The sequence below is a fragment of the Enterococcus sp. C57 genome (genome assembly GCF_040887305.1).
GTDB classification, from domain to species: Bacteria; Bacillota; Bacilli; order Lactobacillales; family Enterococcaceae; genus Enterococcus_B; species Enterococcus_B hirae.
Genome location: NZ_JBFOFP010000006.1, coordinates 89,278 through 113,230 on the forward strand (window position 1 = coordinate 89,278; position 23,953 = coordinate 113,230).

Below are 23,953 nucleotides of genomic sequence, written 5' to 3' on the forward strand. Positions count from 1 at the left end.
GAAAATAAAAAAGGAGTGGTACAAATGCTATCGCTAGACAGTAAAACGTGTATAAAGGTTTCAAGAAATTTCTTAATCGATAGTTTTTTCTTAATGATGTTGATGATTGTTGGTTTGTTTGATAAAGTTTATGGATTTATTCCGTTAAGTGATCTTCCAGAAGGAAGTCTGATGATTTTCTATTATCTTAGCTGTTTACTCAGTGGTCTCAGTTTGATTTTTTCTACAGGTGTGCATTCAAAAATTTTAAAACGGACAGCTGCGATTGTCCATTTTAGTAGTGTTTATTGGTTTTCTCTCTTTATTTTCGGTTTTCTTTTTGTTGAAGTATTCCATGTACTTTTTTTTATCGTTCTTTATTTGTTCCTAGCTATCGTTTTACTGACAGCAAGCAAGCAGAAATGGCTAGCGATCACTTTCTTCGGGATACCGATGATTATTTCAATTGGCTTTTTTATCAAGCTCAATTACGAACTAATCCTTTATAGGGGGGAATGGTCATGGGACGCCATTGTATACATAGTCATTCTTCATTTATCAGGTTTAAGTGGTCTGATTCTTTCAACGCAACTCGATAAGGGAAAAGCCAAGTGGATACTTTTGGGTATTAATTATTTATTTGCAACTTATTACCATATCTACATCTTTCTTCAGTGAGACGTCTTACATACATATCGAGTACTGGAAAGGGAAGTGGCTTGCTAGAATATAAAAAGGTTTTTTGTTAGAAAGGAGTAGTGTAAATGTTGCCGTTATCAAGTAAGGTATGTACCAAGTTTACAGTGATTTTCTTAATCTGTAGTATTTCCTCCATTTTTTTACTAGTAGTGAGTAGGATAGCAGGGGAGCATGGATTTGCTCCATTTAGTCATTATCAAGAAATAAGTGGCTTTTTTTTCTATTATCTTTGCTGTTTATTTAGTGGCATCAGTTTGATTTTTTCGACCGGTGTACGTTCAAAAGAGTTAAAATGGTTGATTAGAATTAGTCATTTTAGTTGTGTTTATTTCATTGGTCTATTTTGGATTGGTTTAATGATCATTCAAGGTTTCATTTTTATCCTTGCGATAATGGCCTATTTATTCGTGTCCATCCGGTTATTGAAAACAAAAAGTCAGAAACGAGTAGCAATCGTTTGCTTGGGGATACCGATGTTGTTTTCAATAGGGCTCTTTCTCAAAATCAATTACGATCTACTAACTTCTGGAGCTAGCTGGGAATGGACTGGTTATGTGATTCTACTGAGTTTGTCTGGATTAATTGGACTCATTCTCTCAGTAAACATCAATAACGAGAACAGAAAAGTCAAATGGATACTCTTAGGGTTGAATTATATTTTTGCAATGTATTTCCATATCGTCATTTTGATTATTGGTTTATAACTATAATCAGATAGTCGATAAAGGCAAGTGATTGAAAGAGGGAATCGTTCTTATTGAAAAAATACCAAAGGGAAACAACGAGATGGAAAGATAAAATGTTTGTTTTTAGATAATCAGTGGGCACCTAAGAAAGGGGAGTTATTTTATTCCTGACATGAAGGCAAACCCAGCATTTTTTTCGTTTACATATATGGGCATTAGATTAGTGGTGGGATCAATTTGATTATTCCACCAAAATATGAAGAACTGAAAGGAATCATTATATTCCTTAATTTGTTCTGTATTATCTTGGTTTTAGAATGTTGGTTCCGTTCTTTCTTATCATGGTGTCAGGATTGGTTGGTTTATTTTTTGCTACATTTTTAAAAAATTAGTTAGGAAAATAAAAAAGGAGTGGTACAAATGCTATCGCTAGACAGTAAAACGTGTATAAAGGTTTCAAGAAATTTCTTAATCGGTAGTTTTTTCTTAATGATGTTGATGATTGTTGGTTTGCTTGGTAAAGTTTATGGATTTATTCCGTTAAGTGATCTTCCAGAAGGAAGTCTGATGATTTTCTATTATCTTAGCTGTTTGCTCAGTGGGCTCAGTTTGATTTTTTCTACAGGTACGCATTCAAAAATTTTAAAACGGACAGCGGCGATTATTCATTTTAGTAGTGTTTATTGGTTTTCTCTCTTTATTTTTGCTTTTCTTTTCCATGTACTTTTTTTAATCGTTCTTTATTTGTTTCTAGCTATCGTTTTACTGACAGCAAGCAAGCAGAAATGGCTAGCGATCACTTTCTTCGGGATACCGATGATTATTTCAACTGGCTTTTTTATCAAGCTCAATTACGAACTAATCCTTTATGGGGGACGATGGTCATGGGACACCATTGGATACATAGTCATTCTTCATTTATCAGGTTTAAGTGGTCTGATTCTTTCAGCGCAGCTCGATAAGGGAAAAGCCAAGTGGATACTTTTGGGTATCAATTATTTGTTTGCAACTTATTACCATATCTACATCTTTCTTCAGTGAGACGTCTTACATACATATCGAGTATTAGAAAGGAAAGTGGCTTGCTAGAATATAAAAAGGTTTTTTGTTAGAAAGGAGTAGTGTGGATGTTGTCGCTAACAAGTAAGACCTGTACGAAGTATTCCATGATTTTCTTCGTCTGTAGCATTTTTCTAGGTACATTATTAGTAATGAGGGGCTCTGTTGGGATAATTGTGAAATCTTTTCACAATCTTTCAGAAGTAAGTTTAGTGTTAATCTATTGTCTTTGCTTTTTACTCAGTGGACTTAGTTTGTTGTTTTCTACCGGAGTGTATGCCACCCCTTTAAAAAAATGGACAGCTATCGTTCATTTTGGCTGTCTTTATTGGGTTTTATATATTTTTATCGGTTTTATTGGCATTCAAAGATATGATTTAATTGCCTATTTGCTACTAACAATTTGGCTACTGAAAAAAAGGATCAGAAACGCGAGGCGATCATTTGTTTGGGATTGCCAATGGCTTTGTCAGTCGGACTTTTTATAGAGATCAGTCTTGTGTTCATCTATTATCTTTGTTGTTTACTCAGTGGACTCAGTTTGCTTTTTTCTACTGGTGTACATTCAAAACTTTTAAAAAGATGGGCAGCTTTCATTCATTTTGCTTGTATTTTTGGAGTCGTATTTATTTTTATCGGCTTTGTTAGTATTGCAAGATTTGATTGGCTTATTGCGCTAATTGTTTATTTGCTACTATCCATCTGGTTACTGAAAACAAAAGATCAGAAACGAGTAGCGATCATTTGTTTAGGATTACCAATGATCTTGACAGCTGGCTTTTTTATCAGGGTCCACTACAGTTACCTTACCTCTGGGGATTATTTGCGTACGCTTGGATTTTTGATTTTACTAAGTTTGTCTGGGGTGGTTGGTCTTATTCTTGCGGCGAACCTCAAGAACGAGAATAGAAAAGTCAAGTGGGTTCTCTTAGGGATCAATTATTTTTTTGCAACCTATTTCCATATCGTCGTTTGGATTTTTGGTCTATAACTATCAGGTATTTGACAAAGGCAAGTGTTTAGGAGAGATGAGTATTCTTATTAAAAATACTAAAAAATGTGTTTGAAGAATGAAAAGGAGAGAAGAAAATGATCCCATTAAAAAGTAAAACCTGTACCATCATTTCATTTGTTTTGTTAGCGTTATCTTTTAGTGTTGCTTATGTTGGCTATATCCAAACAGATGAGCTTAATTTTCTATTGTTAGTGAGGATTACGTGTTGGTTATTAGGTGGCGCTAGCCTTTTCTTTGCTACCAAGATCAAATCTAATTATCTAAAAATAGTAGTGATCCTTCTAAATTTTATCAGTCTCTATAATTGGCTGTATAGCTGGCTTGATAATTGGTTTGATATTTGGCGACGATTTAATTGAATCGGTTTGGCATTTTTAAAATTATTGAAGGAGAAAAGATGAAAAAAATATTTGACCATAAAGGGCTATGTCTTGCTATGATTCTATCGATTAGTTGTTGGATCATCGGAGGGGTTAACTTGTTTTTATCCACAAAAATTGAATCCAAATTCTTAAAAAGAATCATTATTTTCCTTAACCTAATCTGTATTTTGGGCTGGCTTTTTTTTGGGGGGTGAAAAAAATGATACAAATTGAAAAGAAGAAAAATCATTTTATTTAACGTATCAGGTATATCTTTTAACAAAGATGGTGCTATTAATCCTCAATTATTTGTTTGCTACTTATATTCTTTCCTTACGCTTATTTTCTTCATGTGGATAGTCTTTAACTATGATCAATCGACTGAACAAAAGCAAATGATAGAAAGACGATTCCAATTTTCTTTTTTTAAAAGTGATTAAAAGGCTATACTGATACTTTGATAAATAAGGGATGAAATTTTCAAGAATATATCGTATAATGTAAAGCACTGAAAAGTTGCGACCTTCAACTCGTAGATGATTTCAGAAAATCTAATTGAAATGATGGTGATACCATGAAAGACAACAGCAAGACACGCGTTGTCGTTGGGATGAGTGGCGGTGTCGACTCATCTGTAACAGCACTTTTACTAAAGGAACAAGGCTACGACGTCATTGGGATCTTTATGAAAAACTGGGATGACACGGATGAAAATGGTGTATGTACAGCTACGGAAGATTATAAGGATGTAGCGAAAGTTGCTTCACAAATCGGGATTCCTTATTATTCTGTCAATTTTGAAAAAGAATATTGGGATCGTGTATTTGAATATTTCTTAGCTGAATACCGAGCAGGACGGACACCTAATCCAGATGTGATGTGTAATAAAGAAATCAAATTTAAAGCATTTTTAGATTATGCGATGGATCTAGGTGCTGAATACGTAGCGACTGGGCATTATGCGCAAGTAGTGCGTGACGAAAATGGCGTAGCACATATGCTTCGCGGTGTAGATAACAACAAAGATCAAACTTATTTCTTAAGCCAATTGTCACAAGAACAATTAGCGAAAACAATGTTCCCACTAGGTGGTATGGAAAAAACACAAGTACGTGAAATTGCGGAACGTGCAGGTTTAGCAACTGCTAAAAAGAAAGATTCCACTGGGATTTGTTTTATAGGCGAAAAGAATTTTAAACAATTTTTAAGTAATTATTTACCAGCTAAAAAAGGAAATATGGTGACACTTGATGGCGAAGTCAAAGGTCAACATGCTGGATTGATGTATTACACGATCGGTCAAAGACAAGGCCTAGGGATTGGTGGTGGCGGTGCATCACAAGAACCTTGGTTTGTAGTTGGAAAAGATCTTGCAACGAATACGTTATATGTAGGACAAGGATTTCATCATCCTGCCTTATATGCAACAAGCCTTGATGCGAGCGAAATCCATTTTACAACGAATGAACCAATGCCAAAGGAATTTAAATGTACAGCTAAATTCCGCTACCGCCAACAAGATGTGCCGGTAACGGTTCGGTTATTAGAAGGCGATCGTGCCGAAGTGATTTTTGATGAACCTGTACGGGCGATCACACCAGGTCAAGCTGTCGTCTTTTATGATGGAATGGAGTGCCTTGGTGGTGGCTTGATTGATCATGCCTACAATAAAGAAAAAGTCTTGCAATATGTGTAAATCTTGCTTGCGAACAGCTCTTTGAACAACTTTCTTTTGTTAGAAGAACAAGAAAAGAGTTAAGACAAGTTTAGTTCTGAGAAATAAGCCGAAGAATCCGAAAATAGTTTCGCCTATTTTTGGTATTCCTCGGCTTTTTTTGCTAGAGTGTCTTCTGAAATATCCGTTAGGGGTTTTTGAAGCAAAGAGTTTTCAGATTTTTGTCTAATAATTTTTTCTGAAGAAAACAGTGTCAGGCGACTTTTTCAACAGGCGGTTCTATCTATTTGAAAGCGTTATTTTTAAAAAGAGAGTATAATAAAAAAGGAAACCGACCGTTTATCTCATTTACATGGCATCTAGGATTAGGAGAGACGAATGGTTCTTGGTTTGTTTGAGTATCAACGAATAGAAAGTAGTGAATCAAAAATATTGAAGAAAGCAAAAGGAGCGAAAAAGATGGAAATCACACATTTTGGACTGGAAGAATGGTTGAATAAGTGGGAAAAAGAAGCAGTATATGACCTTGCACAAAGTTCCATCGAAGCACTGACGTTAGAAGAACTGATTGGGTTAGACGGAACGACAGTTACTGATTTTTTTCAATCTTTGAGTAAAACGTCGTTGGATTATGGGTGGAGCGAGGGGACGGCAACTTTCAAACAAGAAGTCGCTTCTTTGTATCAATCGCTTTCTTCAGAAAACATTATTCAAACCAATGGGGCGACTGGGGCGAACCTTTTGGCGCTGTATGGATTGATTGAACCAGGAGATCATGTGGTCTCCATGTTGCCAACCTATCAGCAATTGTATGACTTACCCAAATCTTTAGGTGCAACTGTTGATTTCGTACCACTCACAGAAGAAGAGGAATGGCGTTTTGATAGTGTGAAATTAGTTGATGTGATCCAACCAAATACTAAAATGATTTGTTTAAACAGTGCCAATAATCCAACAGGTACATTGTTGGATCGCCAAACATTGGAAGAAATTATCGAAATTGCCGAAAAAGTCGATGCGTATATTTTGATGGATGAGGTGTATGCCCCATTAGCAGGGGGAGATTTTGTCTCAATCGTGGATCTGTATGAAAAGGGGATCACGACTAATTCATTGTCAAAGACTTATTCTGTTCCTGGTATACGCATCGGCTGGGTAGCAGCGAATCAAGAAATCATTGAGCGTTTAAGAAAATACCATACCTATTTAGTACTTAGCGGTGGTGTTTTGTCAGATGCATTAGCGGTTCACGCACTGAGGAATAAAGAAAAGATCCTTGCACGAAATAAAAAAATCGTTTCGGAGAATTTAGCCATCGTTGAAAAATGGCTGGCTGATGAACCAAATGTCCAATTAGTGTTGCCGAATCACGTGTCAACGTCATTCATTCGCTTGAACATAACAGAAGATGATGAGCAATTTTGTATTGATCTTCTGAGAGAAACTGGTGTCTTACTGGTCCCAGGTAGTGCCTATGGGGTGCCTCAACATGCGCGCTTAGGGTATTGTTGCAGGAAAGAAACATTAGAAAAAGGGTTAGCCTTACTTTCAGAATATCTAAAAGAACGTGGAAATAACAAAGCTTGAGAAATTGAAGAGATCTCCAAACGTTAGATTTTTTGGTCTATCTTTTGGAGGTCTCTTTAATTTAAGGTGTGTTTTTATCAATTTTGTTAGGAATAAAATAATTATTTTTGATGTTGCCAAACACGCTCTTTTTTATTTTTTGTTCTTCAAATTTTTTATAATATAAGTGATAGAGAGGACTACTAAAATAATAACTAAAATTGTAAAAATAAGTCTAAAAGATAACACGAGTTTTATAATTAAATTCCCCATTTTAATTATTCTCCTTTTTATAAAAAAGCTTTATTTTACTACAAGAGAGCGTTTTCTTTGTATATTTTTTAATAAGTGTTATTATAACTTTGTGGAAAATAATATCATATACTATAGGAGGAATGCAAATGTTTTTTAGGAAGATGGTTGGATTAGGAATATTAAGTGTTACAGCTTTAACATGTTTTAATGGTGTTACTAATGTTCATGCTTCAGATATAATTTCATCACAAGCCAATGAACCATTAGAATTAAGTCTTGATAATGTTTATAATTTGGAACAAAAAACTTCAAGAATAAGCAAATATGTGTTTGAAACAAAAAATTATACTAATAACAGAACGACAAGCACATTTGAAAAGATTCAGGTAGATTTTACGGATGCAGTATTTTATGATGAAGAGGGAAATATAGTCAATAAAAATAGTGTAATAGAAAATATCGCAAAGGATATTGAAGACTCTCAAAATACAAATCAAAAACGTAGTACTTGGAGAGAAGGTGGAAGTTGGACTAGCGGATCTGGGTATTCTATTTGTAAAGGGACAGCTATTCATGGATTTTCATTTGGGTTTGAATTAGTTTTTAAAGCTGATTATACAAGTGTGCAAGGTGGATATGATCAAATTGATAGAATCTATGGTGTAAACTTTGCTGGTTTTGGCTCTTGGTCTCCGATTTCTAGTGGGATATTTAGAAAAAAAGAACAAGCAGGTTATTCAGCATATGGTGGAGTAAAAGGTGCCTTGTCTAGCAATGGGCTCACTAAGTCAATGTACCTTTATCTTCGAGTAGGTAATGATACTGCTTGGATTGACAGTAATATGTAAAATGATCATTCATTTATAACTTAGAAAATATAAAATTTATGAGTGTGGAACAATAATCCTTTCTCAAAAAGAAGATAAGTCTAATTTTGATTTATAACATTAAAATTAGACTTATCTTTCCTATTATTGACACCTTGTCCTTTATTTTCCAAATTTTATCAATCTAAATCGATATCAATCGTTGCTCCTTGTTTCCAAATGTAAATAAAAGCAATGGAACGCCAATTGAGCTTTTGGGGGTCTCTTCAATCTGGAATATGACGATAGTTCTTGTTTATCCAGATTGACTATTAGTAAGCGATCAATGTCCATGAGGTTGTGTGTGTTTGTCTGAAGAAAGGACAGGTGTATCGGATGTTTCTGATGAGTCAACAAGCTCATTGTCATGGATTTCTTGTGTGTTACGACGTACTAGTAAGAAGTTCACTAAAACAAGTAAAGAAGTGGAAAGAAAGACTCCTCGGTAACCAAACACGCTTGAAACGCTCGAACCAATCATTGGACCAACGACATTCCCAGTTGCTTGGAAGGATTGATTGTAGCTAAAAATCCGACCGGCGGCGTGATGTGGGGAATATTTGGTGATCAAAGCTTGGACAGCTGGAAGCAAACAAGCATCTGAAATACCGATCAAAAAACGCAACGCAGCCAGTTCCCAGACATTCGTGACAAAGGCCATTGGGATATAAACTAAAATTGCAAACCCTAAGCCAATAGCTAAAATACGTTCACTCCCGATTTTATCGCCTAAGCGACCAAAACGAGGAGCGGCGATCAATGTGGCAATTCCTGGGATCGAAGCAATGATCCCACTAATCAGTGTGACACTGCCATGTCCATTTAGTAATTGACGAATATATAAACTAATGATTGGGCTAATAGAATTATTCGAAGCTTGAATAATCATTGTTGTGACGAACATACCAATCACGACATGGGGATACTTCAATTCTTTGAATATTTGTTTGGCAGAAGCCATATTTTCTTTTTTAATAGGTACAAATGTTTCATGAACAAAGAAGAGACTCAATAAAAAGACGAGAAATAAAATGATTCCTGTGATGAAGAAAGTTGGACGATAACCAAATGCTGAGGCTGAAATCCCCCCAAGTAAAGGACCAAGCAATGTTCCTGTGACGGAACCAGTAGCCAATGTTCCTAGGACTTGACCACTTTTTTCTTTCGGCGTACCAGTAGCGACAAGGGCAGTGGCATTACTGATGTAACCAGAAAAGATCCCTTGTAACAACCGAAGTGCAACAAGTTGATATACACTGGTCACACAACCCATCAAGGCAATAACGACAGCCATCCCTAAGGAAGCACGCAAGAGCATCAATTTTCTGCCTTTCTGATCGGCTAATTTGCCCCACCAAGGAGAAATCAATGTGGTGACGAAGAACGTAGAAGAAAAGGTCAACCCACTCCAAAAATTCAATTGCGACGTACTATAGTTACCTAACGTATCTATGTATAGTGACATAAACGGCATGACTAAGCTAAACCCAATTCCTGCCATAAAAGTCCCAAACCATAAGACAAATAAGTTTTGTTCCCAAGTTTCTCTTTTCCTAAATAATTTTTCTTTGATGCGTGTGGTCACTGTTATGTCCTTCTTTCTGAAAATTTTCATTTACATTCGTTTATTATAAACTACAATGTGTAGTTTATCAATGGAAGCCTCTTTTTTAAGTTCGCTTTTCATGGTAAACTAAAGTTGTTAAGTAGTTAACATACGAGAGGAACAACGAAATGAAAAAAAGAAATCTATCTCAAGAAAAAATCATCGCTTGCTTTCGTGGACTAGCGGAAGAGATGGATGTTCAACAAGTCACTTTTCAACACCTGGCTAAGGCGCTAGACGTCAAGTCTCCTTCCCTCTATAATCATTTTAAAAATATGCGTGATGTAAAGACCGCATTGACTGCAAAATTATTACAAGAGTTAAACGATGCGTTGCGTCGTTCTTTGGTTGGAAAAAGCGGAGCAGAGGCGCTGCGTGTCTATGCACAAGTCTATCAGTCTTTTGCTTTTGCGAACCAGGCCGTTTACGAGTTACTGATCAGTGTCCCTCACACCAATGAGGAGATTTTGTTAGAAGGAATCTATGAAACGAACCAGATCATTCTACAATTATTTGATGCCTTTGACTTGACCCGAAAAGAAAAAACGCATCGCAGCAGAGAATTGCGAAGTATCATCCATGGCTATTTGTCTTTACGATTTTTAGGCTATTTCACAAAGGAAGCAACTGTGTCTCCTGAAGAGAGTTATTCTTGGATGATCAATGACTTTATTGCCACTTTACCAAGTAAATAAGTAGTACGTTTCTTTAAAATAGACAAATTCATAAAATGTCCCTTTTATAAGAGAAATTTCTTGCAACTTTCTTGAAAAGTGTCTAAGATGAGTCTAGTAAAATCGTAGAGAAGGAGCACGAGTATGTATCAAGTAGTGACAATGTTCGGAGATAATGAGCCTTGGTGGTTCTTTGAGAATTGGGAAGAGGATATCGAAGTAGAAGAAACATTTGATTCTTTTGAAGAAGCACAGGTTAATTATGAACAAAAATGGCTTGCAATCAAAAATAAATACGAATATATCCATGCAAAAAGCAACTTTCTAAGTGCCTTCTGGAATGACGGAGACGAGCGCTGGTGTGAAGAATGTGATGATGATCTTCAACAATATAAAGGGTTAGCCTTATTGAAAAATCATCAGCCAATCACTTTAGAAAGCAGAAAGGAATTTTATGAAACAACTAATTCTAGCGGAAAAACCAAGCGTTGCGAAAGACCTAAGCAAGGTGCTTGGTGCTAATCAAAAACACAAAAATTATTACGAAGGACCCAAGGTAATCGTTACTTGGGCCCTTGGTCATTTGTTAGGGTTGAAAATGCCTGAAGACCTCAATAAAGAATGGCAAAGTTGGCAAATGGAAACGTTGCCGATGATTCCTAAAAATTTAGGAATCAAACCACTGCCTAAAACAGGTCACCAATTAAAAACAATCAAGCAATTGGCGCAACGTAAAGATGTGTCAGAGGCTGTGATCGCTACGGATGCCGGAAGAGAAGGGGAATTGGTTGCTCGGTGGATCTTGGAATATGTCCGCTTCAATAAACCAGTGAAACGTCTTTGGATTTCTTCCCAAACAGATAAAGCAATCAAGACAGGATTCAAGCAATTGAAGCCCGCAAAAGACTATGATGCACTTTACTATTCGGCGCTAGCTAGAGCAAAGGCTGACTGGTTAGTAGGATTGAACGTGACACGGGCGCTGACTGTGAAGTATCAAGATAATCTATCCGCTGGTCGAGTTCAAACTCCAACACTCGCCTTGGTTAGAACACAAGAACGTAAAATTGAAACATTTAGACCACAAACCTATTTTTCAATTTTATTAGATGTGCAAAAACAACAAGCAAAGATGGTTCAAAAAAATCAATTCGCATTGAAATCTCATGAAGAAGCTCAATCGTTAGTGAAAGAGTTAGCTAAAAATAAAGGGACTGTGACAGCCATCCAAGAAAAAGTAAAAGTGGAGCCGGCACCATTGCCTTATGATCTAACGGAGATCCAGCGAGAAGCAAACCAACGTTATGGCTACTCTGCTAAAAAAACTTTGGGACTGGTCCAAAGTTTATATGAAACGCATAAAATCGTGACGTACCCTCGTACAGATAGCAAATATCTGACGAGTGATATGAAAAGTACGATGAAAGAACGTTTACAGGCAGTCAGCGATTTTTCTCCAGAAGTGAAACAGTATTTAAAAAATGGGGCAGTTGTTCGACAAACAAAAGTCTTCCAAGACGGTAAAGTCACTGATCACCATGCGTTATTACCAACTGAAAATCGTCCACGCTATGAGAAACTTAGCAACGAAGAACAAAAAATCTATCAGATGATTGTTACTCGATTCTTAGGATTATTCGCTGAACCACACAAAATCAGTCAAACAAAAGTGACTGTGACATTTGGCAAAGAACAATTTGTGTTCCATCAAAATCAAGTCCTTCAAGCTGGCTGGAAAGATGTCAGTCAAAAGGACAGCAATGAAGTGGACTGGGTTGAGGGAATGCGTATCCAACCAGAATTTACGATCAAGAAAGAACTATCGGCACCGCCTAAGCCTTTGACAGAGGCGAGTTTACTAGGACTTATGGAAAAACATAGTTTAGGAACACCGGCAACTCGTGCTGAAATCATTGAAAAGTTGATCAAATCGGAATTGATGGAACGAACACCACAAGGCTTGCAAGTCTCACCAAAAGGAAAGCAATTATTGGAATTAGTCAATCCTTCCTTAGTGACCCCTGATTTAACAGAAAGCTGGGAGAAAGACTTAGAAGCAATTGCAGCGGGGCAAAAACAAGCTAGCCAATTTTTAAGGGGCATTGAAAAAGAAACAAAACGATTGGTACAAGAAATCAAAACAAGTAAACAATCTTACCAAGATTTCTCGATCACACAGAAAAAATGTCCAGACTGCGGTTCCAATCTTAGAGAAAAAAATACTCGAGATGGCAAAATCTATGTCTGCACGAATCAAGATTGTCATTACCGTAGAAGAAAAGATCCAAAAGTCTCGAACCATCGTTGTCCACAATGTCATCGGAAAATGGAGATCATCGAAGGCAAAAATGGCGCTTATTTCCGTTGTAAATATGATGGGACGACCGAAAAAATGTTAGATAAAAAAGAACAAAAGAAAAAAATGACGAAGCACGAAGAACGTCGTTTATTGAAAAAGTACACGCAAGCAGAAGAACCGGAAGAAAGCCCACTTGCTGCAGCTTTAAAAGCAGCAATGAAGAAGTAATGTGTCATTCGGTGAAAATCAGTAATGGTTTTTGAGACCACTATTGTATGTTAAAAAATGGTGATTGGTTTCAAGTGATTGCTGTTTATGTAACATGGTTTAGAATGTGAAAGAAGCTTAGTCTGAGACATAAGTCATGAGGTTCCTCTTATAAATTGTTGTTTTTACGTACAATTTTTAGGAGGAACCTCATTTTTTGTATGTTGGGCTTTTTATCACAAATAGCCGTGCTTATAAATCTTCGTAGATAGGTGGATGTTCAAGGTATTCTAAAATCTTGATGAAATCTAAAAACGATAAGATCAATGTTGTCGTGTTGACATTTGGATGAAATCCTACGGTAGAGGTTTGATCAATGGCTGAGTCAATCACTACTTGAATCGCTTTTTCTTGATCATGCATCAATGCAAAAGGTGTAACAGTACCGGGAGCTACCCCTAATAAATCAAGGAGCTGTTCTTCTGAAAGAAAAGACAAACGCTTCTCATTCAGCTGTTCTGCAAGTTGTTTCAAATTTGCCTGCTTTTCATCAGGTAAGATAACAAGATAAATTTGTTTCCCTTTTTTTGCTTTTAACACGAGATTCTTCACTTGAGGTCCTGGTAGTGTAAACGGCAGATTTTTGACAGAAGTAATCGGTGGATGATCCACCTTTTGATAGGAAATGTCTAGTAAATCAAGTAATTGATAGGCTTCTTTTTCAGTAGCAAAAACCATCGATTGATCGCTTCCTTTCTTTTTCTTTCATTCATTATAAAAAAATAATTGACAAAAGAAAAATAATCGTGTAAATTACACGTAAGTTAAAATCAACGACATCGAAAAGAAGAGTAGCGATTAAATGTTTGAAGAGAGTCTCTGGCAGGTGGAAAGAGATAGCAGTTAATGGTGAAACACATCTTGGAGTCGATTTTCTGAAATACAGTAGGAAAATCCGGGAAGCCCGTTACAGCTGCGGTCATTGTTTGATGACCAGATAAGGTTAGTTTCCGTGAGGGACTAACAAAAAAAGGTGGAACCACGTAATTTACGTCCTTTGGTCATTTGACCGAAGGACGTTTTTTTATTTTCGTGTGAAGTAAATGTCCAACAACAATTACTTTTGTTTTACCTCATTTTCTGGAATGACTGCGTGAGGTTTCTTTTGTGAAAAAGAAACAAACAGAGGTGGGAACACGTGTGATGCGTCCTCTTGACGAGAGTCAAGGGGATTTTTTTATTTAAAAGGAGGAAGAAAGAAATGAATTATTTGCTGGAAGTCATGCCACAACTATTAGTAGGGGCTCTTACAACGTTGAAATTATTTATTTTTACCTTGATTGGTTCATTGCCATTAGGGATCATTTTAGCATTAGGGTTGTCTTTACATTTTAAACCAATTCGTTATATCTTGCAGACCTATGTCTGGGTCATGCGTGGTACACCGTTATTACTACAATTGATTTTTGTTTTTTATGGATTGCCAACGATCGGGATCGTCTTTGACCGTTTTGAGGCAGCATTATTGGCTTTTGTTTTAAATTATGCCGCTTATTTTGCTGAGATTTTTCGTGGAGGGATTCAATCGATTCCCCAAGGACAATATGAAGCTGCGCAAGTGTTACAGTTGAGTCCTTTTCAAACCGTCACAAAAATCATTATCCCACAAGTGACAAAAATCGTTTTACCATCGGTTGGGAACGAAGTGATTAACTTAGTGAAAGACTCTTCATTGATCTATATCTTAGGACTAGGAGACGTTATGCGAGCAGGGAAGATTGCGATGGAACGTGATGCAACATTGCTACCATTACTAGGTGTGGCTTTCATCTATCTGGCACTAACTGGTATCTTAACGATCATCATGAAACAAGTAGAAGGAAAATTAAACTATTATCGCTAGGAGGAATGGACATGATTGAATTAAAGAAAGTAAGTAAAGCATTTGGAGAAAAGAAAGTAATCAACGCGTTAGATCTAGTCATTCCAGATGGTCAAACCATGGCGATCGTCGGTCCTTCTGGTGGAGGGAAAACGACACTTTTGAGAATCTTAGCAGGATTGGAAAAAGCAGACAGTGGGGAATTTTATCTGGATGGCGTAGCCTTTGACCCATTTGAATTGAAAACGAAAGAGCAAGTCGTAGGTGTTGTTTTCCAAGATTTTCAACTGTTCCCACACTTAAGTATTTTCGACAATATCACTTTAGCACCTAAAATGGTGTTGAAGCAATCGAAAGAAACGTATACGAAAAAAGCACAGGAATTAGCCGATTCACTTGGCATCAGTGATTTACTTAACAATTATCCTTATCAATTATCTGGCGGTCAAAAACAACGGGTAGCGATCGCACGTGCCTTGGCAATGAATCCTCGAGTTCTTGCTTATGATGAACCGACAAGTGCCTTAGACCCTGAGCTGCGACAACAAGTAGAAAACTTGATCGTCTCATTGAAGGCAGAAGGTGTGACACAAATCATCGTAACCCATGATTTGGTGTTTGCGGAAAATGTGGGAGATCAACTCGTGAAGGTCATCCCAAACAAGTAAGAAGGAGGGACACTTGATGAAAAAAATCAGTTTGCTACTTGCGATAGTTGCAGGGATCGTCTTTCTTTCTGGTTGTAGGAATGAAAAGACAGATAAAGACAATTGGTCAACGATTCAATCAGAAAAAAAGATCATCATCGGGTTAGATGACACCTTTGTACCGATGGGGTTTCGTGATAAAGAAGGAAAACTAACAGGTTTTGATATTGACCTTGCTAGAGCAGTTTTTAGAGAATATGACATCAAAGTCGTTTTCCAACCCATTGACTGGTCCATGAAAGAGTTTGAATTGAATAATGGGACGATTGATCTCATTTGGAATGGGTATACTAAAACAGCTGAAAGAGCAAAAAAAGTCCAATTTTCAAAACCTTATATGCAAAACGAACAAGTCCTGATCACTACGAAAAAATCAGGGATCACCAGCTTTGCTCAAATGAAGGACAAAATCCTAGGAGCTCAAAATGGTTCTTCTGGTTATGATGCCTTTATCAAACAACCAAAAATATTAAAAGATATTGTAAAAAATCAGGATGCTGTTTTATATGATAGCTTTAATGAAGCATTGATCGATTTGAAGAGTGGACGGATCGATGGGTTATTGATGGATAAAGTATATGCTGGTTATTACTTGAAGCAAAAAAATGAGTTGGATCAGTTCAATATGATCAAAGGGGATTATCAAAGCGAAGATTTTGTCGTGGGTGCCCGAAAGAAAGACAAGGAATTAGTGAAGAAAATCAATGAAGGGATTGCGGAATTAGAAAAAACAGGAGAATTCCAACAAATCTCAGACAAATGGTTTGGTGAAGATGTGACACCCGTTCAGAAGTAAGCAACGCTAACATCATTGAGTGTCTTAAAAAGAAGCGTGGTAACTTGAGCGTCTCTCAGTTCACACGATAAAACCTATGAAATTAACCTGCGCCAAATGAATAAGCAAGAATTTTTGAAACACATATTTTAAAAAATTCTTGCTTATTTTTTGTCTGAAAAATTCCAATGATCATAAAATTGTTCAATGATTGATTTCTCCTTTTGTATTGAAAGGGGTTTCGTGTTATTCTTTTTAGTAAGGATTGAAGCAAGAAAGGAAGAGATTGATGGAACACCAAAAATTAACTGAATTTCCCCAAGACTTTCTTTGGGGATCAGCCTCAGCGGCTTATCAAGTTGAAGGAGCCTGGCAAGAAGACGGCAAAGGAGAATCGGTCTGGGATCGTTTTGTCCGCATTCCAGGGAAAACTTTTAAAGGAACAAACGGCGATCTAGCGGTTGATCACTATCATCGCTTTAAAGAAGATATTGCTTTAATGAAAGAACAAGGATTGAAAGCGTATCGTTTTTCAGTTGCTTGGACTCGCATTTTTCCTAATGGTCGTGGGGAAATCAATCAAGCAGGGTTAGCTTTTTATGAAGAGCTGATCGACGAGTTGATTGAAAACGGGATTGAACCAATGTTGACATTGTATCATTGGGATCTTCCACAAGCCTTGCAAGATGAGTATGCAGGTTGGGAATCACGCCAAATCATTGAAGATTTCACTAATTATGCTGAAACATTATTTAATGCTTTTCGAGGAAAAGTCCATTATTGGATCAGCTTGAATGAACAAAATATTTTTACTTCACTAGGCTATTTATTAGCTGCTCATCCACCAGGTGTTACTGATCCAAAACGGATGTATCAAGTGAACCATATTGCTAACTTAGCAAATGCAGCAGTGATCAATAAGTTTCATGAAATAGGAATGCCAGGTAAAATCGGTCCAAGTTTTGCTTACACACCTAATTATCCAATCAACAGCGATCCTAAAAATATTTTAGCTGCAGAAAATGCGGAAGATTTGATGGCTCATTACTGGATGGATGTCTACATGTGGGGCAAGTACCCGATCGCCGCTATGAAATTTTTAGAAGAACATGGCTGGGCACCTGAAATGGTTGAAGGAGACGCAGAACTGCTTGAATCTGCTAAACCAGACTTCTTGGGGATCAACTATTATCAAACAGCGACTAATGCCTTTAATCCGTTGGATGGTGTAGGAGCTGGCAAAATGAATACCACTGGGAAAAAAGGATCTTCTGAAGAAACAGGCGTCCCAGGAATGTACAAAAAAGTCGACAATCCTTTCGTTGAACGTACGAATTGGGATTGGGAGATTGACCCAGAAGGATTGAGAATCGCTTTAAGACGGATTACGAGTCGCTACCGGATGCCTGTATTGATTACTGAAAATGGTTTAGGGGAATACGATGAATTGACAGAGGATAAAAAGATCCACGATGAGTATCGTATCGCTTACCTTTCAAGTCATGTCAAAGCGATTAAAGAAGCGATCTCAGATGGTGCTGAAGTCCTTGGCTATTGTACGTGGTCTTACACTGATCTGTTAAGTTGGTTGAATGGCTACCAAAAACGTTATGGATTTGTTTATGTCGATCAAGATGAAACTCAAGCAGGATCATTGGATCGCTACAAGAAAGATAGTTATTATTGGTACCAACAAGTAATCAAAGAAAATGGCTCAACGATCTGACCTTTTTGATAGTAAACGTTCAGGGAAATAAAGCGTGATCGCTTTTATCTAAAAATAGAAGCAGTGAGGATAAAACTTTCCAGCTTCATTGAGTTCACTGAATGAACCAAATGAATTGAATGAACCGAAATTCCCAAAAACTTTCTTGGTTTTTGTGGAATTTCGGTTTTTTTATCATAGTTTCTCGATAGGGGTGCAGGATCTAGCCATTGGTTATTTGAAAAAGTTTCTTAAAGTATTTGGTATAAATACAGGGTTCGAAAAGAAAAACTTTAAACTTAGAAACAAAACTTTTGTTCCCTCGCTTTTTTTTGTATAATGGAACTTGATGAAATGAGGGATAAAAATGGCAAAGAAAAAACGTCCTGCAAAGAAAAAGAAAAAGACGAAAAAGCAACAACAGCAGCAGGAACAACTTCTTGCGATCAGTATCGGATTTGCATTGATCTTATTTGCCGTATTTGGCTTTTTAAAACTAGGTTTTTTAGGTATTTTAGTGGCAAATGGTTTTCGGATCATTGCAGGGAACACTTATCAGCTTCTCTGTATATTATTAGCTATTTTAGGTTTTTGGGTCGTTGTAAAAAATACCGATTTTAAAATCGGAAAAAGCCGTCGGTGGTTTGGAGGCATTCTTTTTTACTTAGGAATTCTTCTCTTTTTACATGCCCATCTATTCGGAAAACTCCATAGTGGCGAACCAAACATTCTAGGAACCACTTGGGATCTATTAGCAAGTGACATCCAGCATGCTCGAGTCAGCAGTAATGTTGGTGGTGGGATGGTTGGAGCAGCACTCTATAATTTTACGTATTTCTTGATTGCTCAACCCGGTAGTTACTTTGTTGCTATTTTATTATTAATAAGTGGTGCAGTTTTATTTAGTAATATCGAAGGTTGTCAATTAGTCAACGGCTTGCAAGTGATGGGAGAACGAATGCAAGAACTGCTGGAAGGAGATCCTGCAAAGCAAGCGAAGAAACAAGCGGCGAAAGAAGAACGGCAAAAGCAACGAGCGAAAGCACGAGAAGAGAAAAAATTAGCAGCAAAAGAAGCGGCAGAAGCTGAGATTGCTGAGCTGGAAAAACGTCGTTTCGCTGAACAACAAGCAAAGTCTGCGCCTTCTTATGAAAAAATAGCAGATGATGAACCCGAACAACTCAGTTTTGTACCGATCGATAGTTTTCAAGGAACTGTCCCATCTGCGACAATGGATATGCCTAAAGCAGAGCCAACGGTCACAACGCCTACTGCATCTGAACCGTTAGAAGCAGAGAGCTTAGAAGATGATGGGACAGCATTAGAATTTGAAATCGAAGCAGAGCAGGAAAATCAAGATTATGAATTACCGTCAATCGATTTACTCGATTCAGTAAAAACGACGGATCAAAGTGACGAGTATAAAAAAATCGAGAAAAATATCGGAGTCTTGGAACAAACTTTTCAAAGTTTTGGCGTAGATGCGAAAGTCGTCAAAGCAAGTTTAGGACCCTCTGTGACAAAATTTGAAGTCCAACCAGCAGTGGGTGTCAAAGTAAGTAAAATCGTCAGTTTAACGGATGACATTGCATTAGCATTAGCGGCTAAAGATGTTCGGATGGAAGCACCGATCCCAGGTAAATCATTGATCGGAATCGAAGTACCGAATAGCAAGATCAGCATGGTGTCATTTAGAGAAATCATCGAAGCACAACCCAACCATCCAGATAAGCTGTTAGAAGTACCATTAGGAAGAGATGTTTCTGGGCGAGTCCAAACCGCAGACCTTTCTAAAATGCCTCACTTATTAGTAGCCGGATCGACAGGTAGTGGGAAATCTGTAGCAATCAATGGGATCATTACCAGCATTTTGATGCGAGCAAAACCCCATGAAGTCAAATTGATGATGATCGACCCCAAAATGGTGGAGTTGAACATGTACAATGGGATTCCTCATCTTTTGACGCCAGTTGTGACAAATCCGAGAAAAGCTGCTCAAGCGTTGCAGAAAGTCGTTCAAGAAATGGAAGAACGTTATGAAAAATTCGCTGCTACTGGTGTTAGAAATATTACTGGTTATAATGAATTTGTCCAACAAAAAAACTTGGAAAATGGAACGAAACATCCTACCTTACCATTTATCGTGGTGATCGTGGATGAATTAGCTGACTTGATGATGGTTGCCAGCAATGAAGTCGAAGATGCTATTATTCGTTTGGCACAAATGGCACGGGCAGCGGGAATCCATATGATTTTAGCGACCCAACGTCCAAGTGTGGATGTTATCACAGGGATCATCAAAGCGAATGTTCCTTCTCGTATGGCATTTGCAGTCTCTAGTGGAACGGACTCACGTACGATCATTGACTCCAATGGTGCGGAAAAGCTTCTCGGACGTGGGGATATGCTCTTCTTGCCAATGGGTGAAAACAAACCGATACGGGTTCAAGGTGCGTTTATTTCTGACCACGAAGTAGAACGAGTGGTCAACTTTGTAACAGATCAACAAGAAGCACATTATGAAGAAAAAATGATGCCTTCTGATGAAGTAGAATCAGGCGGTACCGCAGAACAACCACAAGATGAATTATTTGAAGAAGCTAAAGCACTTGTCATTGAAATGCAGACAGCAAGTATTTCATTATTGCAAAGAAGATTTAGAATTGGTTATAATCGGGCAGCACGCTTAGTCGATGAATTAGAAGCACATGGCGTAGTAGGACCTTCAGAAGGAAGTAAGCCAAGAAAAGTCTTCATTGAGCAAGTCGAAGAACCAATGGATATGATGCCAACGGATCACGAAACATAGAAAAAGTGCGTATGTGCTTGTCAGTTCTAACAATGAAACCGAAGAAACGCCAAAAGTAATTTTGGGTGTTCTTCGGTTTTTTTATGAGATTGATCACTTATTCATAAAAATCAAAAAAAACGATAGTTAAAAAAGGAGGAGCATTCATAAACAGCCTAAGATTTGGTATCTTTGTTTTGTGAACTATTGCATTAGTTGTTAGAATCAGTTATAGTATGTAGCGATACTTTGAAAAAAAGAGGGAAACGATTTTGGAAAAACAATCCATTTATGGTTTAACAATCGAAGAATTAACCAATTGGTTTTTAGAAAACGGCGAAAAAAAATTCCGTGCCGCCCAAGTGTGGGAATGGCTTTATCAAAAGCGTGTCAAAGACTTCTCCGAAATGACCAACTTGTCAAAAAACTTGATAACAAAGTTAACGGATCAGTTTGTGATCAATCCGTTAAAACAAATAGTGGTTCAAGAAGCAACGGATGGCACAGTCAAATATCTATTTGAATTACCAGATAAAAATATGATCGAAACAGTCTTGATGAAACAAGAATATGGATTATCTGTATGTGTAACGACACAAGTCGGCTGTAACATTGGTTGTACTTTTTGTGCAAGTGGGCTGTTGAAAAAGAATCGAGATTTGACAGCTGGAGAAATCGTGGCTCAGATCATGATGGTTCAACACTATTTTGATGAACGACAAGAAGGTGAAAGAGTGTCCCATGTAGTTGTGATGGGCATTGGCGAACCATTCGACAATTATGATAATGTCATGAACTTCTTACACATCATCAATGATGCCAAAGGGTTGGCAATTGGCGCACGACACATTACTGTTTCAACGAGTGGTTTGGCAAATAAGATCAAAGAATTTGCTGATAATGGGTTGCAAGTCAATTTAGCGATCTCATTACATGCACCAAATAACGAGATTCGGACCTCCATCATGCGGATCAATCGGAGTTTCCCAATTGAAAAATTGATGGCTGCAGTAGATGAATATCTTGAAAAAACCAATCGACGAATCACGTTTGAATACATCATGTTGAATCAAGTCAATGATCGTCCGGAGCATGCACAACAATTAGCGGATCTATTAAAAGACAAAAAGAAATTAACGTATGTGAATTTGATCCCTTATAATCCAGTCAGTGAACATGACCAATACTCTCGAAGTCCTAAAGCAGATGTGCTGAAATTTTATGATGTATTGAAAAAGAATGGTATCAATTGCGTGATCCGTAAAGAACACGGTACAGATATCGACGCTGCGTGTGGTCAATTACGGAGTAAACAAATGAAAAAAGAAAAAGCAACGACTAAATAGCATTAGCTAATATCCAACATCCATGGAGAAGAAACAACAAAGACGACAAAGCCTTATGCTTTGTCGTCTTTTGCTGAGTTTTCTTAGAACCTCAATTTACTGTTTGTTCTTGCGGTTCATCCCAATGCCATACAATATCCATGAGAGAACAAAACAGGATAATGCATACAGAATATCTTTTGTCACGTTCAAGACAGCGAGACTTGAGATGATTGATAATGATAAAAATAGTAACAGTTTCCGATCCTTCATAAGACTCCTCTATTATTTAGTAATTCTGCATACATTCTGATGCGTATAATCATTGAATCCTTTTTTATGCAAGTGAGGGGATTGAATGGAAACTAATGTACCTAATCTGTCCCATTCGTTAGTGATTCGTTGCATGATTGTTTGTAAAGGGTTGTTATTGATCCTAATCATAATACTATTTATTTAGCCATGGATGAAAAAGCTATTTGTTAACGATTGGAGTCTATTAGTAAATTAATAATTTTTATAAGAAATGATAGTTCATCAATTTATTCTTGAAATGGCAGTTATCTCAGCAGTTTCGAAAAATTCTTTCTTATTGTCATCGGAGCTACCCGATGTTTTTACGACCTTATCCACGGCGTTCAAGAAGCAACTCCTCAGCAATAAGCGATGATTTTCTAAAATATGAGAAGCTATTTTAAAAAATCCTCTCTTATTTGCTCGGAGCTGAACGCTTCTTTCACGACCTTACCCACGGCGTTCAAAGAGCTGCCCTTCGGTATTAAGTCAAAAAATCTCAAAACATGAAAAGCTGTTTCGAGATTTTCATCCTTAATACTCAGGGCAAACCGCTCTTTTCACGACCTTAAGCATAAACTTTTCTTTTTTCTTTCTAGTACTGCTAAAATAGGCAGAAAAGGGAGGGATAGCGATGATTATCAGTGAGTTTGATCGTGAGAATATTGTCTTGCGAGATCAGCTTGCAGATCTTTTAAGATTGACTTGGCCTGATGAGTATGGGACAGAGCCGATGAAAGAAGTCGAACAGTTGATGGCTCCAGAACGGATTGCTGTATCGGCGATTGAAGGGGAGGAATTGGTCGGTTTTGTTGGAGCGATCCCTCAATATGGCAAAACAGGGTGGGAGTTACATCCTTTGGTAGTAGCAAGCGCACATCGTAAACAACAAATCGGAACACGATTGGTTTCCTACCTGGAAAAAGAAGTTGCTTCATATGGCGGCCTGGTCATCTATCTAGGGACAGATGATGTTGAAGGACAAACAAATTTAGTTGAAACGGATTTATTTGAAGATACCTTTGCAAAGTTACAAGAAATCAAAAATATCAATCATCATCCCTATACATTTTATGAGAAACTTGGCTATCAGATCATCGGTGTGATCCCAGATGCGAATGGGTGGAACCAGCCTGATATTTGGTTAGCAAAACGAGTGGCCAAAAGAGAGCCAACGGAATAAATTAAGACACTAATATTAGAGAAATGAACGATCCATTTTGTTCTCTAGTATTAGTGTTTTTTTGTTAGAATAAAAAATTATAATCTTTTTATGAGCTAAATCCGAACATTATAGCTGTTTTTACGATTTATTTTTTTTTGATGAAAATTATTTTATTTTTTTATCAAGTAGAAATAAAACCTTATAAAATAAGTGTATTTTCAGAAAAGAACAATAAATATTTCACTATAATGACATTATTTTAAAAAAAACCGAGAAAAAAGTATTGCTTTTTTAATAATTATTCATTAAACTCTTAAACAACTCAGAAAAAACTAATTATTCTGAAAATTTCGACAAAAGGGGT

The 23,953-nt window shown here is 37.1% G+C and carries 20 protein-coding genes and 1 other annotated feature; of the genes, 18 read left to right on the forward strand and 2 right to left on the reverse strand.

The features are described from left to right. Nucleotides 1-24: 24 nt before the first annotated feature. The 8 genes from AB5M32_RS08750 (at nucleotide 25) to AB5M32_RS08785 (ending at nucleotide 8,144) form a co-directional block, all read left to right on the forward strand. The gene (locus AB5M32_RS08750) at nucleotides 25-657 is read left to right on the forward strand and encodes a hypothetical protein (protein ID WP_178287239.1); all 633 of its coding nucleotides are present in this window, start codon (nucleotides 25-27) and stop codon (nucleotides 655-657) included. An 86-nt stretch (nucleotides 658-743) separates the two neighbouring features. After that, entirely contained in the window at nucleotides 744-1,382 is a 639-nt protein-coding gene (locus tag AB5M32_RS08755; protein WP_178287241.1) for a hypothetical protein, read from the forward strand. A 402-nt stretch (nucleotides 1,383-1,784) separates the two neighbouring features. Further along, nucleotides 1,785-2,405, forward strand: a complete 621-nt coding sequence (locus tag AB5M32_RS08760) for a hypothetical protein (RefSeq protein WP_178287243.1) — start codon at nucleotides 1,785-1,787, stop codon at nucleotides 2,403-2,405. 466 nt (nucleotides 2,406-2,871) lie between these two features. Further along, the gene (locus tag AB5M32_RS08765; protein WP_231105515.1) at nucleotides 2,872-3,414 is read left to right on the forward strand and encodes a hypothetical protein; all 543 of its coding nucleotides are present in this window, start codon (nucleotides 2,872-2,874) and stop codon (nucleotides 3,412-3,414) included. Between the two features lie 98 nt (nucleotides 3,415-3,512). Further along, nucleotides 3,513-3,797, forward strand: coding sequence for a hypothetical protein (locus AB5M32_RS08770; RefSeq protein WP_010720808.1), 285 nt, complete (start codon nucleotides 3,513-3,515; stop codon nucleotides 3,795-3,797). Nucleotides 3,798-4,374: 577 nt separating this feature from the next. Then, a complete protein-coding gene (gene mnmA / locus AB5M32_RS08775) occupies nucleotides 4,375-5,496 on the forward strand; it encodes a tRNA 2-thiouridine(34) synthase MnmA (RefSeq protein ID WP_010720804.1) in 1,122 nt (373 codons plus the stop codon). Between the two features lie 438 nt (nucleotides 5,497-5,934). Further along, nucleotides 5,935-7,062 carry an aminotransferase gene (locus AB5M32_RS08780; protein WP_178287323.1) on the forward strand — a complete coding sequence of 376 codons (1,128 nt, stop codon included), beginning with the start codon at nucleotides 5,935-5,937 and terminating at the stop codon, nucleotides 7,060-7,062. A 380-nt stretch (nucleotides 7,063-7,442) separates the two neighbouring features. Further along, on the forward strand, nucleotides 7,443-8,144 hold the full coding sequence (locus AB5M32_RS08785) for a hypothetical protein (protein WP_225792577.1): 702 nt from the start codon (nucleotides 7,443-7,445) through the stop codon (nucleotides 8,142-8,144). Between the two features lie 301 nt (nucleotides 8,145-8,445). Here the strand turns inward: AB5M32_RS08785 and AB5M32_RS08790 are convergent, their stop codons facing one another. Further along, nucleotides 8,446-9,747 carry a multidrug efflux MFS transporter gene (locus AB5M32_RS08790; RefSeq protein WP_081128488.1) on the reverse strand — a complete coding sequence of 434 codons (1,302 nt, stop codon included), beginning with the start codon at nucleotides 9,745-9,747 and terminating at the stop codon, nucleotides 8,446-8,448. A 149-nt stretch (nucleotides 9,748-9,896) separates the two neighbouring features. On the opposite strand from AB5M32_RS08790, the gene AB5M32_RS08795 reads away from it, so the two are divergent. From AB5M32_RS08795 to AB5M32_RS08805, 3 genes are all read left to right on the forward strand, one after another. Beyond that, nucleotides 9,897-10,463 (forward strand): TetR/AcrR family transcriptional regulator, encoded by a 567-nt coding sequence (locus AB5M32_RS08795; protein WP_034700638.1) that lies wholly within the window; start codon nucleotides 9,897-9,899, stop codon nucleotides 10,461-10,463. Nucleotides 10,464-10,586: 123 nt separating this feature from the next. Continuing rightward, nucleotides 10,587-10,964: a DUF1033 family protein gene (locus tag AB5M32_RS08800; RefSeq protein WP_010720800.1), complete on the forward strand. Its 378-nt coding sequence runs from the start codon at nucleotides 10,587-10,589 to the stop codon at nucleotides 10,962-10,964. Further along, on the forward strand, nucleotides 10,897-12,969 hold the full coding sequence (locus AB5M32_RS08805) for a DNA topoisomerase III (protein WP_178287245.1): 2,073 nt from the start codon (nucleotides 10,897-10,899) through the stop codon (nucleotides 12,967-12,969). Before AB5M32_RS08800 ends, AB5M32_RS08805 begins: the two co-directional genes overlap by 68 nt. A 231-nt stretch (nucleotides 12,970-13,200) precedes the next feature. Here AB5M32_RS08805 and AB5M32_RS08810 read toward each other — a convergent pair whose 3' ends face one another. Continuing rightward, complete coding sequence (locus tag AB5M32_RS08810) at nucleotides 13,201-13,686, reverse strand: prolyl-tRNA synthetase associated domain-containing protein (RefSeq protein ID WP_088775533.1); 486 nt, start codon at nucleotides 13,684-13,686, stop codon at nucleotides 13,201-13,203. A 92-nt stretch (nucleotides 13,687-13,778) separates the two neighbouring features. After that, nucleotides 13,779-14,009 (forward strand) — a binding site (T-box leader). 200 nt (nucleotides 14,010-14,209) lie between these two features. Between AB5M32_RS08810 and AB5M32_RS08815 the strand changes: the two genes are divergently transcribed. The 7 genes from AB5M32_RS08815 (at nucleotide 14,210) to aac(6') (ending at nucleotide 23,607) form a co-directional block, all read left to right on the forward strand. Further along, nucleotides 14,210-14,851: an amino acid ABC transporter permease gene (locus AB5M32_RS08815; RefSeq protein ID WP_010720797.1), complete on the forward strand. Its 642-nt coding sequence runs from the start codon at nucleotides 14,210-14,212 to the stop codon at nucleotides 14,849-14,851. 11 nt (nucleotides 14,852-14,862) lie between these two features. Next, a complete protein-coding gene (locus AB5M32_RS08820; protein WP_010720796.1) occupies nucleotides 14,863-15,498 on the forward strand; it encodes an amino acid ABC transporter ATP-binding protein in 636 nt (211 codons plus the stop codon). Nucleotides 15,499-15,514: 16 nt separating this feature from the next. Continuing rightward, nucleotides 15,515-16,333, forward strand: coding sequence for an amino acid ABC transporter substrate-binding protein (locus AB5M32_RS08825; protein WP_010720795.1), 819 nt, complete (start codon nucleotides 15,515-15,517; stop codon nucleotides 16,331-16,333). Nucleotides 16,334-16,601: 268 nt separating this feature from the next. Then, nucleotides 16,602-18,038: a glycoside hydrolase family 1 protein gene (locus AB5M32_RS08830; RefSeq protein WP_178287247.1), complete on the forward strand. Its 1,437-nt coding sequence runs from the start codon at nucleotides 16,602-16,604 to the stop codon at nucleotides 18,036-18,038. A 346-nt stretch (nucleotides 18,039-18,384) separates the two neighbouring features. Then, on the forward strand, nucleotides 18,385-20,826 hold the full coding sequence (locus AB5M32_RS08835; protein ID WP_368024415.1) for a DNA translocase FtsK: 2,442 nt from the start codon (nucleotides 18,385-18,387) through the stop codon (nucleotides 20,824-20,826). A gap of 251 nt (nucleotides 20,827-21,077) precedes the next feature. Continuing rightward, nucleotides 21,078-22,151, forward strand: coding sequence for a 23S rRNA (adenine(2503)-C(2))-methyltransferase RlmN (rlmN, locus tag AB5M32_RS08840; protein ID WP_178287251.1), 1,074 nt, complete (start codon nucleotides 21,078-21,080; stop codon nucleotides 22,149-22,151). A gap of 907 nt (nucleotides 22,152-23,058) precedes the next feature. Next, complete coding sequence (gene aac(6'), locus AB5M32_RS08845; protein ID WP_034700626.1) at nucleotides 23,059-23,607, forward strand: aminoglycoside N-acetyltransferase AAC(6')-Ii; 549 nt, start codon at nucleotides 23,059-23,061, stop codon at nucleotides 23,605-23,607. Nucleotides 23,608-23,953: the final 346 nt, after the last annotated feature.

Excerpts from the sequence above, each read along its gene's own strand:
- AB5M32_RS08750 (WP_178287239.1), top strand. The coding sequence starts at position 25 with ATGCTATCGCTAGACAGTAAAACGTGTATAAAGGTTTCAAGAAATTTC.
- AB5M32_RS08755 (WP_178287241.1), top strand. The coding sequence starts at position 744 with ATGTTGCCGTTATCAAGTAAGGTATGTACCAAGTTTACAGTGATTTTC.
- AB5M32_RS08760 (WP_178287243.1), top strand. The coding sequence starts at position 1,785 with ATGCTATCGCTAGACAGTAAAACGTGTATAAAGGTTTCAAGAAATTTC.
- AB5M32_RS08770 (WP_010720808.1), top strand. The coding sequence starts at position 3,513 with ATGATCCCATTAAAAAGTAAAACCTGTACCATCATTTCATTTGTTTTG.
- mnmA (WP_010720804.1), top strand. The coding sequence starts at position 4,375 with ATGAAAGACAACAGCAAGACACGCGTTGTCGTTGGGATGAGTGGCGGT.
- AB5M32_RS08780 (WP_178287323.1), top strand. The coding sequence starts at position 5,935 with ATGGAAATCACACATTTTGGACTGGAAGAATGGTTGAATAAGTGGGAA.
- AB5M32_RS08785 (WP_225792577.1), top strand. The coding sequence starts at position 7,443 with ATGTTTTTTAGGAAGATGGTTGGATTAGGAATATTAAGTGTTACAGCT.
- AB5M32_RS08795 (WP_034700638.1), top strand. The coding sequence starts at position 9,897 with ATGAAAAAAAGAAATCTATCTCAAGAAAAAATCATCGCTTGCTTTCGT.
- AB5M32_RS08800 (WP_010720800.1), top strand. The coding sequence starts at position 10,587 with ATGTATCAAGTAGTGACAATGTTCGGAGATAATGAGCCTTGGTGGTTC.
- AB5M32_RS08805 (WP_178287245.1), top strand. The coding sequence starts at position 10,897 with ATGAAACAACTAATTCTAGCGGAAAAACCAAGCGTTGCGAAAGACCTA.
- AB5M32_RS08810 (WP_088775533.1), bottom strand. The coding sequence starts at position 13,686 with ATGGTTTTTGCTACTGAAAAAGAAGCCTATCAATTACTTGATTTACTA.
- AB5M32_RS08815 (WP_010720797.1), top strand. The coding sequence starts at position 14,210 with ATGAATTATTTGCTGGAAGTCATGCCACAACTATTAGTAGGGGCTCTT.
- AB5M32_RS08820 (WP_010720796.1), top strand. The coding sequence starts at position 14,863 with ATGATTGAATTAAAGAAAGTAAGTAAAGCATTTGGAGAAAAGAAAGTA.
- AB5M32_RS08825 (WP_010720795.1), top strand. The coding sequence starts at position 15,515 with ATGAAAAAAATCAGTTTGCTACTTGCGATAGTTGCAGGGATCGTCTTT.
- AB5M32_RS08830 (WP_178287247.1), top strand. The coding sequence starts at position 16,602 with ATGGAACACCAAAAATTAACTGAATTTCCCCAAGACTTTCTTTGGGGA.
- AB5M32_RS08835 (WP_368024415.1), top strand. The coding sequence starts at position 18,385 with ATGGCAAAGAAAAAACGTCCTGCAAAGAAAAAGAAAAAGACGAAAAAG.